The following is a 15,712-nucleotide window of genomic DNA, read 5'->3' on the forward strand; positions in this document are numbered from 1 at the left end:
TGGCGGGCAAACCGGCCCCACAGGTGAGGCGGTCTACCCGCAAATCGTGCACACGTGGTTCAGGGCGTACGATTACGCCGTGTCTCGATGATGTTCGGCAACTGCGAGATACGCCCCAGCAAGCGCCCAAGGGCGTCCAAACCGGGAATCTCGATGGTCAGCGACATCAGCGCCGTGTTGTCTTCCTTGTTCGAGCGGGTGTTGACCGCCAGCACGTTGATCTTCTCGTTGAGCAGCACCTGGGAGACATCGCGCAGCAAACCGGGGCGGTCATAGGCACGGATGACGATATCGACCGGATAGGTCTGTACCGGTATCGGCCCCCAGCTGACCTGGATCATGCGCTCTGGCTCTTTGCCGGCCAGCTGCAACACCGAGGCGCAATCCTGGCGGTGGATGCTCACCCCGCGCCCCTGAGTGATGTAGCCGACGATGGCATCGCCAGGCAAGGGCTGGCAGCAACCGGCCATCTGCGTCAGCAGGTTGCCCACGCCCTGGATCTGGATGTCGCCACGCTTACCCCCACGCGGCCCACTGGGCTTGCGCGGCACCAGTTCGATCTGCTCGATGCGCTCAGGCTCCAGCAGCTGTTGCGCCGCGTTGACCAGGTGCGCCAGGCGCAGGTCCCCAGCCCCCAGGGACGCAAACATGTCCTCGGCCGTCTTGACGTTGGTCTTCTCGGCCAGGCGCTCGAAGTCGACCTGCGGCAGGCCCAACCGGCTGAGCTCGCGTTCGAGCAGCGTCTTGCCGGCGGCAACGTTCTGGTCGCGCGCCTGCAGCTTGAACCAGTGCACGATCTTGGCCCGCGCGCGCGAGGTGGTGACATAGCCCAGGTTCGAGTTCAGCCAGTCACGGCTCGGGTTGCCATGCTTGCTGGTGATGATTTCGACCTGCTCGCCAGTCTGCAGGCTGTAGTTGAGCGGCACGATGCGCCCGTTGATCTTGGCACCCCGGCAGTTGTGGCCGATCTCGGTGTGTACCCGGTAGGCGAAGTCCAGGGGCGTCGCCCCTTTTGGCAGGTCGATGGCGTGACCGTCCGGGGTGAATACGTACACCCGGTCGGGCTCGATGTCGACCCGCAGTTGCTCGGCCAGCCCCCCGATGTCGCCCAGTTCTTCATGCCACTCCAGTACCTGGCGCAGCCAGGAAATCTTTTCTTCGTAGTGGTTTGAGCTGGGCTTGACGTCGGTGCCCTTGTATCGCCAGTGGGCACAGACGCCAAGCTCCGCTTCCTCGTGCATGCCGTGGGTGCGGATCTGCACTTCCAGCACCTTGCCTTCCGGGCCGATCACAGCCGTGTGCAGGGAGCGGTAGCCGTTTTCCTTGGGGTTGGCGATGTAGTCGTCGAATTCCTTGGGGATGTGACGCCACAAGGTGTGCACGATACCCAGGGCGGTGTAGCAGTCGCGTATCTCGGGGACCAGAACCCGCACGGCGCGCACGTCGTAGATCTGGCTGAATTCCAGGCCCTTGCGCTGCATCTTGCGCCAGATCGAGTAGATGTGCTTGGCGCGGCCACTGATGTCCGCCTTCACCCCGGTGGCCAGCAGTTCGTTCTGCAACTGGTTCATGACATCGCTGATGAAGCGTTCACGGTCCAGGCGGCGCTCGTGCAACAGCTTGGCGATCTGCTTGTACTGCTCGGGCTCGAGGTAGCGGAACGACAGGTCTTCCAGTTCCCACTTGATATGCCCGATACCCAGACGGTGGGCCAGGGGGGCGTAGATGTCGAACACTTCCCGCGCCACCCGCAGGCGCTTCTCGTCGTCAGCGGACTTGACCGCCCGAATGGCACAGGTGCGTTCGGCCAGCTTGATCAACGCCACGCGAACGTCGTCGACCATCGCCACCAGCATCTTGCGCAGGTTCTCGACCTGCGCCTGGGAGCCGAGCACCAGCGACTGGCGGGGGCTGAGGCTGGCACTGATCGCAGCCATGCGCAGCACGCCATCGATCAGCTTGGACACGACCGGCCCGAAGCGCTGGCTGACTTCGGCCAGGGTGACCTTGCCTTCTCGCACAGCGCGGTAGATGACCGCCGCTACCAGGGAGTCCTGGTCAAGCTTGAGGTCCGCGAGGATCTCGGCGATCTCAAGACCTGCCTGATAGCTCGACGTACCATCGGCCCAGGAATGCTTGGCCGGGTTGCCCTTCTTCTCGACTTCCTGGGCAAACTCGCAGGCCTCTTTGAGCGCTGCGCGGTCGAGCGCCGAATCGACGCTGACCACATGGTCCAACCACGCTTCGAGATTGATACTGCCGTCGGTATTGACCGGCTGGTGCACTCTCACCTGTACCATCTTTGTTTTACCTTTCCATACAGCGCACCCTGCGGGTGCACTGGCAATCACCGCACGGCTGCCATTCCCTGGAAGCCGCACCAAGGGGCCAGCTGGCTAGCCCACTTCGAATAACGCCATGGCTTCGACATGCGCCGTTTGAGGAAACATGTCGAGAATCCCGGCCCTTGTTAACCGGTACCCCTGCCCGACCAGCACTTGGGCGTCTCGCGCCAGCGTGGCCGGGTTGCACGATACATAGACCAGCCGCTTGGCCCCAAGACGGGCGATGCCCTGCACCACCTCCCATGCACCGTCGCGCGGTGGGTCCAAGAGTACCGCAGAAAAGCCCTCGGCGGCCCATTCCATGCCCGTCAACGGCTGCGATAAATCGGCCTGAAAAAACTGCGCGTTATGCACATCGTTGCCGCGGGCGTTGGCCGCCGCGCGATCGACCATGGCCTGCACGCCCTCTACCGCCACCACCTCACGAGCGTGCCGTGCCAGCGGCAAGGCAAAATTGCCCAGGCCGCAGAACAAGTCCAGTACCCGCTCTTCGGGCTGCGGAGCGAGCCAGGCCAGGGCCTGCTCGATCATGGCGGTATTGACCTGGGCATTGACCTGCACGAAGTCGCCGGGGCGCCAGTCCAGCTGCAGCTGCCAAGGCGCCAGGACGAAACCCAACGGCCCAGTGGCATCCACCGGCTGCGGCTCGCCTTCACCCTGCAACCACAGCTGCGCGTTGGCCTCGGCGCAGAACGCCTGCAAGCGCGCTACATCGTCGGGCGGCAACGGCGCGACATGACGCACCAGCACCGCCTCGGCCGTGCCGCTGAACAGTTCCACATGGCCCAGGGCCTGGGGCTTGACCAACGAGCGCAGCACCGTAGGCAAGTGACGCAGGATCGACTGCAAGGGCTGTACCAGCACCAGGCAATCATCGATGGCAACGATGTCCTGACTGGCCTGCGCCCTGAAGCCGACGGCCAACTGGCGGGTCTTGGGGTCCCAGCGCACGGCCACACGGGCGCGACGACGGTAGCCGAAAGCGGCCCCGGTCAAGGGCGCGGCCCACTGCTCGGGCTGCACACCGGCCACCCGTTGCAGTTGCTCGGCCAGGGTGCGCTGTTTGAGCGCTAGCTGGGCCTCGTGGGGCAGGTGCTGAAGGTTGCACCCCCCGCACTGGCCGTAGTACTTGCACGGGGCTTCGCGGCGCTCGGGACTGGCCTGGAGCACCCGCTCCAGCCGCGCCTCGACCACTTTGCCACGGGCATTGAGCACCCTCGACTCGACCTCCTCGCCTGCCAGGGCGCCGGTGACGAACCAGGTGCGCCCTTCATGGAAGGCAATACCGCGACCGTCCCCTGACAGGCGCTCGATGACCAGGCGTTGCTTCTTGCCCACGGGAACCTGGGGACTACGATTGCCACCGGCTGGCTGAAAGCGCAGACCGCTGTTGGTTTTCTTCTTGGACATTTAGCTCGGATCGAACAGGCCAGTGGACAGGTAACGGTCGCCGCGGTCGCAGATGATGGCCACCAACGTGGCATTTTCCACTTCCCGGGACAGGCGCAGCATGGCGGCGACTGCACCACCGGAAGACACGCCGCAGAAAATGCCCTCTTCACGAGCAAGCCTGCGCATGGTCTGCTCGGCCTCGTCCTGGGACATGTCGACGATGCGATCGACCCGGGCTGCGTCGAAGATTTTTGGCAGGTATTCCTGGGGCCAGCGGCGAATACCCGGAATGGCCGCGCCTTCCATCGGCTGCAAGCCGACGATCTGCACCGCAGGGTTCTGCTCCTTGAGGTACTGCGAGCACCCCATGATGGTCCCGGTAGTGCCCATCGAACTGATGAAGTGGGTAACGCGCCCCTGGGTCTGCTGCCAGATTTCCGGGCCGGTACTGGTGTAGTGCGCAATCGGGTTGTCACCGTTGGCGAACTGGTCGAGCACCACGCCACGGCCATCGGCTTCCAGCTGCTGGGCCAGGTCGCGGGCCCCTTCCATGCCCTCTTCCTTGGTCACCAGGATCAGCTCGGCGCCGTAGGCTGCCATCGCCGCCTTGCGTTCGGCCGTGGAGTTGTCGGGCATGATCAGGATCATCTTGTAACCCTGGATTGCCGCCGCCATGGCCAAGGCGATGCCGGTGTTGCCGGAAGTGGCTTCGATCAGCGTATCGCCGGGTTTGATCTGACCGCGCGATTCTGCACGGGCGATCATCGACAGCGCGGGGCGATCCTTGACCGAGCCGGCAGGATTGTTGCCCTCGAGCTTGAGCAGCAAGGTATTGCTGGTCTGGCCAGCCAGGCGCTGCAGGCGAACCAGGGGCGTATTGCCGACGCAATCGGCGATGGTTGGATACTGCAAGGTCATGGTGTCTTTCACAATCCGGACGGCAGGGGCGACCATCATACCGGCAAACCCTGCTTCGCCATATCACGCAATCTGAGGTGCATATAGCTGCAAGCTATAAAGCCTGTGCAATGCCTTGCCCACGCACTGCGCAGGCCCTGTAGACCCATGCCAATGCGCAGGCTGCCCATGCGCACGGAGTTAACTCGTGCAATGGCTGGCGAGGCGGAGTAACGTCCCCGCTTGGCCGCCTTGCAAGGCGGCATCCAGGCACATTGACAGGAGGCGAGTGTGCTCGACCGTTTGGGAATTCGCAGCCGTGTGCTGTTGCTGGCGCTGCTGCCAGCCGGATTGATGGCCTTGGTACTGGGCAGCTATTTCACCTGGCTGCAACAGAGCGACCTGCGCACGCAATTGCTGCAACGGGGCAAGATGCTGGCCGAGCAGCTGGCGCCGCTGGCAGCCCCGGCCATGGCCCGCAAGGCGCCTGCACAACTGGAGCGCATTGCCGCGCAGACCCTCGAACAGGCCGACGTACGCGCCGTCGCCTTCCTGACGCCGGACCGTAGTCGGCTGGCCCATGCCGGCCCGAGCATGCTCAACCAACCACCCAGTGGCGGCAGCGGCACCCAGTTGCTACAACGCAGTGGCAACGATGCCACTCGCTACCTGATGCCGGTGTTCGGCCACCACCGCGACCTAGCCACCGACGCCGTGCCTGCCGAAGCCGAACGCTTGCTGGGCTGGGTGGAAATCGAACTGTCCCATGACGGCACCTTGCTGCGCGGCTACCGCAACCTCTTCACCACGCTGCTCCTGATCCTGGCCTGTTTGGTGGTCAGCGGGCTGCTGGCCCTGCGCATGAGCCGTGCCATCAACACCCCGATCGAGCGCATCAAGCATGCCGTCAACCAGCTCAAGGACGGCCACCTGGAGGAGCGCCTGCCGGCCATGGGCAGTCACGAGCTGGACGAACTGGCCCACGGCATCAACCGCATGGCCGAGACCCTGCACAGTGCCCACGAAGAGCTGCAGCACAGCATCGACCAGGCCACCGAAGACGTCCGGCAAAACCTTGAAACCATCGAGATCCAGAACATCGAGCTGGACATGGCCCGCAAGGAGGCCCTGGAAGCCAGTCGGATCAAGTCGGAATTTCTGGCCAACATGAGCCATGAAATCCGCACGCCGCTCAACGGCATTCTGGGCTTTACCCACCTGCTGCAGAAAAGCGAGCTGATGCCACGCCAGGTGGACTACCTGAACACCATCGAGAAGTCAGCTGACAACTTGCTCGGGATCATCAACGAGATTCTCGATTTCTCTAAGATCGAGGCGGGCAAGCTAGTGCTCGACAGTATCCCCTTCAACCTGCGCGACCTGATCCAGGACACCTTGACCATCCTGGCGCCGGCGGCCCATGCCAAGCAGCTTGAGCTGCTGTGCCTGATCTACCGCGATACGCCCTCCTCGCTGATCGGTGACCCGCTGCGGCTCAAGCAGATCCTCACCAACCTGGTCAGCAACGCGATCAAGTTCACCCGCGAAGGCACCATCGTCGTGCGTGCCATGCTCGAGGACGAGCACGAGGACAGCGCCCAGTTGCGCATCAGTGTCCAGGACACCGGTATCGGCCTGTCGCCTCAAGACGTACGTACGCTGTTCCAGGCCTTCAGCCAGGCTGATAACTCCCTGGCCCGCCAGCCAGGTGGTACTGGCCTGGGGCTGGTGATCTCCAAGCGCCTGATCGAGCAGATGGGTGGCGAGATCGGCGTCGACAGTACCCCTGGCGAGGGCTCGCAATTCTGGATCAGCTTGAACCTGCCCAAGGCGCACGACGATGCCGAGGAGCTCCCTCTGCAGCCCTTGCTCGGGCGTCGCGCCGCCATCGTCGATGGCCACGAACTGGCGCGACAGGCTCTGGAGCACCAATTGCAGGACTGCGGCCTGAGCGTCTGTGTCTTTACCTCCTACGAGCAACTGGTGCAGGCGGTGCAAGCTGCCAGCCAGGCGGGGCAGCCGTTCGACTTCGCCGTGCTGGGCGCCAACGTGGGCTCCCTGGCGCCCGAACAACTGGGCCAGTACTACCAGCACCTGGAGCGGCATCATTGCCAGTGCGTGGTGCTGTGCCCCACCACCGAACAGGCGCTCTATCACCCTTACCTGTCCAATGGCCACGGTCAGCTGTTGTCCAAGCCATCCTGCACACGCAAGCTGCGCCGCCTGCTGCTGGAAATGGTCCAGCCCCGCCGGTTGCAGGGCGAGGTCAGCGCCATGGCGGGCCAGCAGCGCCAGCCAAAGGTGCTGTGCGTGGATGACAATGCGGCCAATCTCTTGCTGGTGCAGACCTTGCTGGAAGACCTGGGCGCCCGGGTGACGGCTGTCGACAATGGTTACGCGGCGGTACAGGCCGTGCAGAGCGAACCGTTCGACCTGGTACTGATGGACGTGCAGATGCCTGGCATGGACGGACGCGCCTGTACCGAACAGATTCGCCTCTGGGAAAACACCCAGAGCGGCAACCCGTTGCCGATCGTTGCGCTGACCGCCCACGCAATGGCCAATGAAAAACGCGCCTTGCTCCATGGCGGCATGGACGACTACCTGACCAAGCCGATCAGCGAGCGGCAGCTGGCACAGGTGGTGATGAAGTGGACCGGCCTGAGCCTTGGCCCGTCGCCGCAGATGCCGTCGGGCCTGCCCACCGGGCCTGACGAGTTGAAGGTGCTTGACCATGACGAAGGCCTGCGCCTGGCGGCAGGCAAAGCCGATCTGGCCGCCGACATGCTGAGCATGCTGCTGGCCTCGCTGGAAGATGACCGCGCCGCCATTCTGGGTGCGCGTGAAGCGCATGACCGTCATACGCTCATCGAGCAGGTGCACCGGCTCAACGGCGCTTCTCGCTACTGCGGTGTACCTCAACTACGTGCCGCCTGCCAACGCAGCGAAACCCTGCTCAAACAGGACAGCCCCTTGGCTGGGGAGGCGCTCGATGAACTGGACAACGCGATCAGCCGGCTGGCAGCCGAGGCCAGGCTGAGTATTTGAAGGCACCCGCCCTTTCCACCGACCAGTGCCCATGCACAAGGAGCCACCATGCGCGCCCTGCTCTTCAGCAGTCAGCACTATGACCAGGAGAGTTTCACCCAGGCCGCCCTAGGCGGCGGCGTGGCACTGCACTTTCAGTCCGCCCGACTTACGGCCGATACCGCGCCGCTGGCCCAGGGCTTTGATGTGGTCTGCCCCTTCATCAACGACGAGCTCGACGCGACGGTGCTGCAATGCCTGGCGCGCGGTGGTACGCGCCTGGTGGCGTTGCGTTCGGCGGGGTACAACCATGTCGACCTGGCTGCGGCCAAGCGACTGGGGATAGACGTGGTGCGCGTGCCGGCCTACTCGCCCCAAGCCGTGGCCGAGCACGCCGTGGCGCTGATACTGGCGCTCAATCGGCGCTTGCATCGGGCCTACAACCGCACACGGGAAGGCGACTTCACCTTGCACGGCCTGACCGGTTTCAACTTGCATGGCAAGACCGTCGGGGTGGTCGGCACCGGCCAGATCGGCGCGGCCTTCGCGCGCATCATGGCTGGCTTCGGCTGCCAACTGCTGGCTTACGACCCCTGCCCCGACCCGCAGCTTGAGGCCTTGGGCGTGCGCTACATGAGTTTGCCAGCGTTGCTGGGCCAGGCACGCATCATCAGCCTGCACTGCCCGTTGACGCCAGGCACCCGGCACCTGATCGATGCGCAGAGCCTGGCGCACCTGCAACCTGGCGCCATGCTCATCAATACCGGGCGCGGGGCGCTGGTCGATACGCCGGCATTGCTCGATGCGCTCAAGAGCGGCCAGCTGGGCTACCTGGGCCTGGACGTCTACGAAGAAGAAGCCAAAGTGTTCTTCGAAGACCGTTCGGACCTGCCCCTGCAGGACGATGTGCTGGCGCGCCTGCTGACATTCCCCAATGTGATCGTGACTGCCCATCAAGCCTTCCTCACCCACGAGGCCTTGCAGGCCATTGCCCAGACGACCCTCGAGAACATTGCCAGCTGGGCGGCAGGCAGGGCGCAGAACCTGGTGACCGGTTAATGCTAGGATACGCGGCATTTAGGGAGGACCCATGGTCGAACACGATTTTCGTTACACCCTCTTCAACCCGCAGCACACGCTGATCGAATGCCGCGCCCTGGTGCCTGGTCGCTACCAGGTCACAGGCAACGGCGGCTCGATGCACAAGGGCGATACCCTGCTGGTCACCCTCAAGGGCAGCAAGGACTTGACCATGCGCCTGACCGTGGACAGCGTCCGGCACCTGATCAACCCGCGTGGACAGTGGGTTGCCGTGGCCAACGGGCCGGTCTTCCACGAACTGGAGATTCTGGCCTGGCAAGTGGCGTGCGACAGCTGCGATGCGGTACTGGATTTCGAATTTGCGGTCGATGCCAAGCTGGGCAAAGCAGCGCGTCAGCCTGCAGCCAACGCCCGCATCGCCGAACTGGGCTGGGCAAGCCAGGACGCCCGGCACCTCTGCCCCCGTTGCCAGGAGCCTGCACAATGAAACACCTGCTCACCAGCGCACTGATCGTCACCGGCCTGATTGGCTGCGCGACAGCCCCTTCGGACCTGCAGCAAGACCGCAGCTACGTACTGGAGTGGATCGGGGAGCGCCCCCTGCTCGACGACAGCCACTTGAGCATGACCCTGGGCAGCGACGGGCGCGCCTACGGCAATGCAGGCTGCAATCACTGGTTCGCGGCCTACACCCTCGACGGCGGGCGCTTGAGTTTTGGCAGCGTCGGCAGCACCCGCAAGCTGTGTGCACCGGCCTTGATGGAACAGGAAAAACGCTTCCTGCAGGCCCTTGGCAAGGTGACGCGCTGGGACTTGGCGCCCGATCAGCAACTGCGCTTGTGGCCAACCGACGGCAAGCCGCTGCGCCTGTGGCCTGAAGAGGGCTGATCAGGCGGCCCGTTACCCACGGGGCCTGGCCTGGCGTGACAGGTCAGCGCCCCGTTAGCACCGCCCGTGCCAGCGTTAGCCCTGTTTCAGGGCCTTGATTTTGGCCTTCAAGCCTTCGAGCGTCTGCTCACCGAGCAACTGCTCACGCACCTTGCCCTTGTCATCGATGATGTAGGTCACCGGCAGCGCTTCGCTGCGGGGCAGGTCGTAGCGCTCGGCGGGGTCCTGGGCCAGCACGGTGAAACCGATGCCCAGCGTGTCGGCCGCCTGCTTGAGGTCCGCGCCTTGCAGGCCATCGAAATTCACCCCCACCACCTTGATGCCGTCAGCGGCCCATTGCTTGGCAGCGGCATTGAGCTCGGGAATTTCGGTGCGGCAGGGCCCGCACCACTCCGCCCAGTAGTTGAGCACCAGCCAGTGCCCATCCAGGTGTTCGGCCTTTACCGTGTTGCCATGCTGGTCCACGCCATAATCGGCACCGCAGCCACCAAGCAACAGGCTCGCGGTGATGGCCATTACTGCTGCCAGACGCCTTGCCATGGGTCAATCCTTCTCGAGTTTTAGAGCAAATGGGACAGTCGCTGCGGTTAGAATACCGGTCACACCTTGCCGGATGCGACCCCACATGACTGACCTGACGCTCTATCATAACCCGCGCTGCTCCAAATCCCGCGGCGCGCTGGATCTGCTCGAGGCCCGCGGCCTGGCGCCTACCGTGGTGCGCTACCTGGAAACACCCCCCGATGTGGCCACGCTCAAGGCGCTGTTGGACAAGCTGGGCATGCCGCCCCGTCAACTGTTGCGTACGGGCGAGGACGACTACGCTCAACTGAACCTGGCCGACCCGACACTCAGCGACGCCCAGCTGATCGACGCCATGGCGACCCATCCCAAGCTGATCGAGCGGCCAATTCTGGTAGCCGGCGACAAGGCCGTGATCGGCCGCCCACCCGAAAAAATCCTGGAGATCCTGCCGTGAGCGAACCTTACATCCTGGTGCTTTACTACAGCCGCCATGGCTCGACCAGCGAGATGGCCCGGCACATCGCCCGTGGCATCGAGCTGGGCGGCATGGAAGCACGCCTGCGCACCGTACCGGCAGTGTCCAGCGAATGCGAGGCGGTCGCGCCCGACGTGCCGACCAGTGGCGCACCCTACGCCACCCTCGACGACCTGCGCCACTGCTCGGGGCTGGCCCTGGGCAGCCCTACCCGCTTCGGCAACATGGCCGCTGCGCTCAAATACTTTCTGGACGGTACCAGCCCCTTGTGGCTGGGCGGCGAGCTGGTGGGCAAGCCCGCCGGTGTGTTCACCTCCACCGCGAGCTTGCACGGTGGCCAGGAGAGCACCCTGCTGTCGATGATGCTGCCCTTGCTGCACCACGGCATGTTGGTACTGGGCCTGCCCTACAGCGAGTCAGCCCTGATCGAGACCCGTGGCGGCGGCACACCTTACGGGGCAAGCCACCACGCCGGCGCCGACGGCAAGCGTGACCTCGATGAGCACGAAATCGCCTTGTGCCGCGCCTTGGGGCAACGCCTGGCGACCACGGCCAAAGCTTTGGAGACCACGCGTGGCTAAGGCGCGAAAACCGCTGCCTGCGCAAGCATGGCTGGCACCCCGGGTGCGGGTGACGCGGGCGCTGAGCTTGGCCTTCGTGCTGGGGTTGATCGCGCTGCTGGTGGTCAACAACCTGTGGTTCGCCAACCTGCATGGCGCGCGGGTGAGCGTGATCCTGGCCATCGAACTGCTGCCACTGCTGCTGGTATTGCCAGGCATGTTAAGCGCCAGCGCCCGGGCTCATGCCTGGGCCTGTTTCGTGGTCAACATCTACTTCATCAAGGGGGTGGTGGCAGCGTTCGATCCTGCCCGGGCGCTGTCTGGCTGGCTTGAGCTGTTGCTCAGCCTGGGGCTGTTCACGGCTGCGCTGCTGTATGTGCGCTGGAAGTTCCAGTACCAAAGGCGCCTGGCCGGCGAAGGCAACTGATGGGGGCGGGCCCGCCCCGTCGGCTCAGTGATTGACGGTGTGGGCCAGCATCACCGACAGCTGGCACAATGGCCGGCCGCTTTGTTCGTGCCACTGGTTGAAGGCGTCCTGCACCAGGGCCAGGTCGCGCTGGCTGGTGGGCTTCTTATCGATGACCTTCTGAGCGATCAGCGCTGCCGACATATCGTCGGTAGGCACGAAGGTGTCCTTGCCGACCATGCGCAGGAAACGTGGCGCGGACAAACCGCCCAACTGGTTGCCGTGCTTGGTCAGGTATTTCCACAAACCCACGATATCGGTGACTGGCCAATCGGCGATGAAGTCGCCGAAGCTGCCCCACTGTTTTTCGATGTCCAGCACCATCTGGGCGTTGCGCGGCAAGCTCTTGAGCTTGCCCAGGTGCCGGATGATGCGGGTGTCCTGCATCAGCCGCTCAAGGTGCTCGGCACTCATCAGCACGACCTTTTCCGGGTCGAAGCCGAAGAACACCTGCTCGAAGGCCGGCCACTTGGCGTCCACCAGGCTGTGCTTGAGCCCGGCGCGAAACACACGCAGGGCAAGGGTCGACAAGTAGCGATCAGCGCTGGTCGCCCTTAGCTGCTCCGGGCTACGGGGGTGCGGCAAGGCCGCCTCCAAGGCGCGGGCAGAGCCGAAGCGGTTCAGGCAGAACTCGTGCAACCACTGATAATCACGCATGAGTCAGATGTTCACCACGTCAAGAAAACGCGGGGTGGCGTTTTCATCGATCGTCAGGCTGGTGAAATCGAAGAGATTGCGGTCGGCCAACTGCGACGGCGCGACATTCTGCAGGGCGCGGAAGATGCTTTCGGTACGGCCCGGGTGCTTGCGCTCCCATTCGACCAGCATGTCCTTGACCACCTGACGCTGCAGGTTCTCCTGCGAGCCGCAGAGGTTGCAGGGGATGATCGGGAACGCCTTCATGTCCGAGTACGCCTGGATGTCCTTCTCGCTGCAATAGGCCAGCGGACGGATCACCACGTTACGGCCGTCGTCGGCACGCAGTTTTGGCGGCATGCCTTTGAGGGCACCGTTGAAGAACATGTTGAGGAAGAATGTTTCGACGATGTCGTCACGATGATGGCCTAGCGCCATCTTAGTGGCACCGATTTCATCGGCGAAGGTGTACAAGGTACCGCGGCGCAGGCGTGAGCAGAGCGAGCAGGTGGTCTTGCCTTCCGGGACCAGCTCCTTGACCACCGAGTAAGTGTCCTTCTCGACGATGTGGTACTCGACGCCCAGTTCCTTGAGGTAGGCCGGCAGCACGTGCTCGGGGAAGCCCGGCTGCTTCTGGTCCATGTTCACCGCCACGATCTGGAACGAGATCGGCGCCACCTTCTGCAGGTGCAACAGAACATCGAGCATGGTGTAGCTGTCCTTGCCGCCGGACAGGCAGACCATGACCTTGTCGCCATCCTCGATCATGTTGTAGTCGGTGATGGCTTCGCCGGCGAGACGACGCAGGCGTTTTTGCAATTTGTTCTGGTTGACCGAAAGGGTGCCCATAGCGCTTGAATCCGCGAGGTGTGACAAAAGCCGGCTATTTTACGCACAATTCCAGCTGGGCTGTAGGCATTCCGACAAAGACTTCAGGGCGATCACGCTCGAATAACCCGCCGTGTGACCAATGGCTGGGTGAGCGCACTGCCGCTGCGGCATAATGGTCGCCAGAGGATTCATTGCCCCATGCCCGAACTGCTCATCCAACGCGTTGAAACCTGCTATCAGCAAGCTGAACGGTTTTTCGATCGCGCCTTCCCCCGCCCGAAGATCAGTTTCAAGCTGCGCGGGCAAAAAGCCGGGGTCGCTCACCTGCACGAAAACAAGCTGCGTTTCAACCTGCAGCTCTACCGCGAGAACCACGAAGACTTCCTGCGCCAGACCGTGGCGCACGAGGTCGCCCACTTGGTCGCACACCAGGTCTTCGGCGAAGGTATCCAGGCCCACGGGCAGGAGTGGCAGTTGATCATGCGCGGCGTCTACGAACTACCGCCCGCGCGCTGTCACAACTACGCCGTCAAGCGCCGCGTGGTGACCCGCTACCTCTACCGCTGCCCCTGCCCGCAAAGCGAGTTTGCGTTCACGGCGCAGCGGCACGCGCTGGTAGGGCAAGGCCGTCGGTACCTGTGCAAACGTTGCAGGCAGCTGCTGTTCTACAGCGGCCAGACGCGGGTCGAATAGCGGCCTGAGTGATGAAGCAGGCAAAAAAACGGTCCGTTGACGCGGGGTCAACGGACCGTCTGGTCATGCTGAGCGCGCCTTACTTCTCGACGAACGCTCGCTCGATCAGGTAATCGCCCGGCTCGCGCATGCGTGGGGAGATTTTCAGGCCGAAGCTGTCCAGCACTTCGCTGGTCTCATCGAGCATGCTCGGGCTGCCGCAAATCATCGCGCGGTCATCCTGCGGGTTGATCGGCGGCAGGCCGATGTCGCTGAACAACTTGCCGCTGCGCATCAGGTCGGTCAGACGGCCCTGATTCTCGAAAGGCTCGCGGGTAACGGTCGGGTAATAGATCAGCTTTTCGCGTACGGCATCGCCGAAGAATTCGTTCTGCGGCAAGTGCTCGGTGATGAACTCACGGTAGGCCACTTCGTTCACGTAGCGCACGCCGTGGACCAGGATCACCTTCTCGAAACGCTCGTAGGTTTCAGGGTCCTGGATCACGCTCATGAACGGCGCCAGGCCAGTGCCGGTGCTGAGCAGGTACAAGTGCTTGCCAGGGTTGAGGTCGTCGAGCACCAGCGTACCGGTAGGCTTCTTGCTGATGATGATCTCATCGCCTTCCTTCAGGTGCTGCAGCTGCGAGGTCAGCGGGCCGTCGGGCACCTTGATGCTGAAGAACTCCAGGTGCTCCTCCCAGTTCGGCGAGGCGATGGAGTAGGCGCGCATGAGCGGACGGCCGGAGTCCTGCTGCAGGCCGATCATCACGAACTGACCGTTCTCGAAGCGCAGCCCCGGATCACGGGTGCACTTGAAGCTGAACAGCGTGTCGTTCCAGTGGTGCACACTGAGGACACGTTCGTGGTTCATGTTGCTCATCTAATGGGGCTCCTGAAAAAAGTCGCAGCGCGCATGAGGCGCAGAGTTGCGCGATAGTTTAGGGGCAGCGACAATATCTGTTAACTGGATTATCAAGATATGTGTTATCGGTTATATCGATATGCGATTCACACTACGTCAACTGCAGGTCTTCGTGGCCGTCGCCCAGCACCAGAGCGTTTCACGCGCTGCCAGCGTGCTCGCGCTGTCGCAGTCGGCTGCCAGCACCTCCATCACCGAGCTTGAGCGCCAGAGCAGTTGCCAGCTGTTCGACCGCGCGGGCAAGCGCCTGAGCCTCAATGCCTTGGGTCACCAGTTGCTGCCACAAGCTGTGGCGTTACTGGACCAGGCCAAGGAGATCGAGGACCTGCTCAACGGCAAGTCAGGCTTCGGCTCCCTCGCCGTGGGCGCTACGCTCACCATTGGCAACTACTTGGCAACCCTGCTGATCGGCAGCTTCATGCAGCGACACCCCGAAAGCCAGGTGAAGCTGCACGTACAAAATACCGTGCATATCGTGCAGCAAGTTGCCCACCACGAAATTGACCTGGGTCTGATCGAAGGTGATTGCAATCATCCGGACCTTGAGGTGCAGCCTTGGGTGGCGGATGAACTGGTGGTGTTCTGCGCCCCTCAACATCCATTGGCCAGGCAGGGCCGCGCCGACATCGCCACGCTGGCCCGTGAGGCCTGGATCCTGCGCGAGCAAGGCTCGGGCACGCGCCTGACGTTCGACCAGGCCATGCGGCACCACCGCGCACAGCTGGACATCCGCCTGGAACTGGAGCACACCGAGGCCATCAAGCGCGCCGTGGAATCGGGCCTGGGCATCGGATGCATTTCACGCCTCGCCCTGCGCGATGCCTTTCGCCGAGGCAGCCTGGTGGCAGTGGAAACACCCGAGCTGGACTTGATGCGCCAGTTCTACTTCATCTGGCACAAGCAGAAATACCAGACCTCGGCGATGCGCGAGTTTCTGGAACTCTGTCGCCACTTCACAGCTGGCGTCACGCGCAGCGACGAGATCGTGCTGCCGCCGATAGCCTGAGCCGTCCAGGCGCTGCGCCCCACGGTGCA

16 protein-coding genes are annotated in these 15,712 nt (G+C 63.4%); 9 read left to right on the plus strand and 7 right to left on the minus strand.

Features of this window, described 5'->3' with window-relative positions; translation table 11 throughout:
* Window positions 1-59: 59 nt before the first annotated feature.
* From relA to cysM, 3 genes are all read right to left on the minus strand, one after another.
* Window positions 60-2,300, minus strand: a complete 2,241-nt coding sequence (relA, locus tag B2S33_RS13990) for a GTP diphosphokinase (RefSeq protein WP_027913915.1) — start codon at window positions 2,298-2,300, stop codon at window positions 60-62.
* Window positions 2,301-2,396: 96 nt separating this feature from the next.
* The gene (gene rlmD, locus B2S33_RS13995; protein ID WP_145280667.1) at window positions 2,397-3,755 is read right to left on the minus strand and encodes a 23S rRNA (uracil(1939)-C(5))-methyltransferase RlmD; all 1,359 of its coding nucleotides are present in this window, start codon (window positions 3,753-3,755) and stop codon (window positions 2,397-2,399) included.
* Window positions 3,756-4,655 (minus strand): cysteine synthase CysM, encoded by a 900-nt coding sequence (gene cysM, locus B2S33_RS14000; protein ID WP_280076607.1) that lies wholly within the window; start codon window positions 4,653-4,655, stop codon window positions 3,756-3,758.
* Window positions 4,656-4,925: 270 nt separating this feature from the next.
* On the opposite strand from cysM, the gene B2S33_RS14005 reads away from it, so the two are divergent.
* Genes B2S33_RS14005 through B2S33_RS14020 form a run of 4 tightly spaced genes read left to right on the plus strand, consistent with a single transcriptional unit; the run spans window position 4,926 to window position 9,590 of the window.
* Window positions 4,926-7,682: a response regulator gene (locus B2S33_RS14005; protein ID WP_027913912.1), complete on the plus strand. Its 2,757-nt coding sequence runs from the start codon at window positions 4,926-4,928 to the stop codon at window positions 7,680-7,682.
* 48 nt (window positions 7,683-7,730) lie between these two features.
* Window positions 7,731-8,720 carry a 2-hydroxyacid dehydrogenase gene (locus tag B2S33_RS14010; protein ID WP_288650523.1) on the plus strand — a complete coding sequence of 330 codons (990 nt, stop codon included), beginning with the start codon at window positions 7,731-7,733 and terminating at the stop codon, window positions 8,718-8,720.
* 31 nt (window positions 8,721-8,751) lie between these two features.
* Window positions 8,752-9,189, plus strand: a complete 438-nt coding sequence (locus tag B2S33_RS14015; RefSeq protein WP_027913910.1) for a hypothetical protein — start codon at window positions 8,752-8,754, stop codon at window positions 9,187-9,189.
* Window positions 9,186-9,590 carry an META domain-containing protein gene (locus B2S33_RS14020; protein ID WP_027913909.1) on the plus strand — a complete coding sequence of 135 codons (405 nt, stop codon included), beginning with the start codon at window positions 9,186-9,188 and terminating at the stop codon, window positions 9,588-9,590. Before B2S33_RS14015 ends, B2S33_RS14020 begins: the two co-directional genes overlap by 4 nt.
* Before the next feature lie 75 nt (window positions 9,591-9,665).
* On the opposite strand, the gene B2S33_RS14025 is transcribed toward B2S33_RS14020, so the two are convergent.
* Window positions 9,666-10,130 (minus strand): TlpA disulfide reductase family protein, encoded by a 465-nt coding sequence (locus tag B2S33_RS14025; protein WP_027913908.1) that lies wholly within the window; start codon window positions 10,128-10,130, stop codon window positions 9,666-9,668.
* A gap of 85 nt (window positions 10,131-10,215) precedes the next feature.
* On the opposite strand from B2S33_RS14025, the gene arsC reads away from it, so the two are divergent.
* From arsC to B2S33_RS14040, 3 genes are read left to right on the plus strand one after another with little or no spacing between them, the layout of a single operon-like run.
* Window positions 10,216-10,569 carry an arsenate reductase (glutaredoxin) gene (gene arsC, locus B2S33_RS14030; RefSeq protein ID WP_027913907.1) on the plus strand — a complete coding sequence of 118 codons (354 nt, stop codon included), beginning with the start codon at window positions 10,216-10,218 and terminating at the stop codon, window positions 10,567-10,569.
* On the plus strand, window positions 10,566-11,171 hold the full coding sequence (gene wrbA / locus B2S33_RS14035; RefSeq protein WP_059183696.1) for an NAD(P)H:quinone oxidoreductase: 606 nt from the start codon (window positions 10,566-10,568) through the stop codon (window positions 11,169-11,171). The genes arsC and wrbA overlap by 4 nt, the downstream gene beginning before the upstream one ends.
* Complete coding sequence (locus B2S33_RS14040) at window positions 11,164-11,577, plus strand: DUF2069 domain-containing protein (protein WP_027913905.1); 414 nt, start codon at window positions 11,164-11,166, stop codon at window positions 11,575-11,577. Before wrbA ends, B2S33_RS14040 begins: the two co-directional genes overlap by 8 nt.
* Window positions 11,578-11,601: 24 nt before the next feature.
* Here B2S33_RS14040 and B2S33_RS14045 read toward each other — a convergent pair whose 3' ends face one another.
* Together B2S33_RS14045 and ttcA are read right to left on the minus strand one after the other, a co-directional pair.
* Window positions 11,602-12,273 (minus strand): DNA-3-methyladenine glycosylase I, encoded by a 672-nt coding sequence (locus tag B2S33_RS14045; protein ID WP_288650525.1) that lies wholly within the window; start codon window positions 12,271-12,273, stop codon window positions 11,602-11,604.
* Between the two features lie 3 nt (window positions 12,274-12,276).
* Window positions 12,277-13,101: a tRNA 2-thiocytidine(32) synthetase TtcA gene (gene ttcA / locus B2S33_RS14050; protein ID WP_023534071.1), complete on the minus strand. Its 825-nt coding sequence runs from the start codon at window positions 13,099-13,101 to the stop codon at window positions 12,277-12,279.
* 168 nt (window positions 13,102-13,269) lie between these two features.
* On the opposite strand from ttcA, the gene B2S33_RS14055 reads away from it, so the two are divergent.
* Window positions 13,270-13,776, plus strand: coding sequence for a SprT family zinc-dependent metalloprotease (locus B2S33_RS14055; protein WP_288650536.1), 507 nt, complete (start codon window positions 13,270-13,272; stop codon window positions 13,774-13,776).
* 79 nt (window positions 13,777-13,855) lie between these two features.
* On the opposite strand, the gene fpr is transcribed toward B2S33_RS14055, so the two are convergent.
* Window positions 13,856-14,635, minus strand: coding sequence for a ferredoxin-NADP reductase (gene fpr / locus B2S33_RS14060; protein ID WP_023534074.1), 780 nt, complete (start codon window positions 14,633-14,635; stop codon window positions 13,856-13,858).
* 121 nt (window positions 14,636-14,756) lie between these two features.
* On the opposite strand from fpr, the gene B2S33_RS14065 reads away from it, so the two are divergent.
* Window positions 14,757-15,683 (plus strand): LysR family transcriptional regulator, encoded by a 927-nt coding sequence (locus B2S33_RS14065; protein ID WP_049695540.1) that lies wholly within the window; start codon window positions 14,757-14,759, stop codon window positions 15,681-15,683.
* The last annotated feature ends 29 nt before the right edge of the window (window positions 15,684-15,712 follow it).

The organism is Pseudomonas sp. UBA5568 (assembly GCF_002425525.1).
In the GTDB taxonomy this organism is placed as follows: Bacteria; Pseudomonadota; Gammaproteobacteria; order Pseudomonadales; family Pseudomonadaceae; genus Aquipseudomonas; species Aquipseudomonas fulva.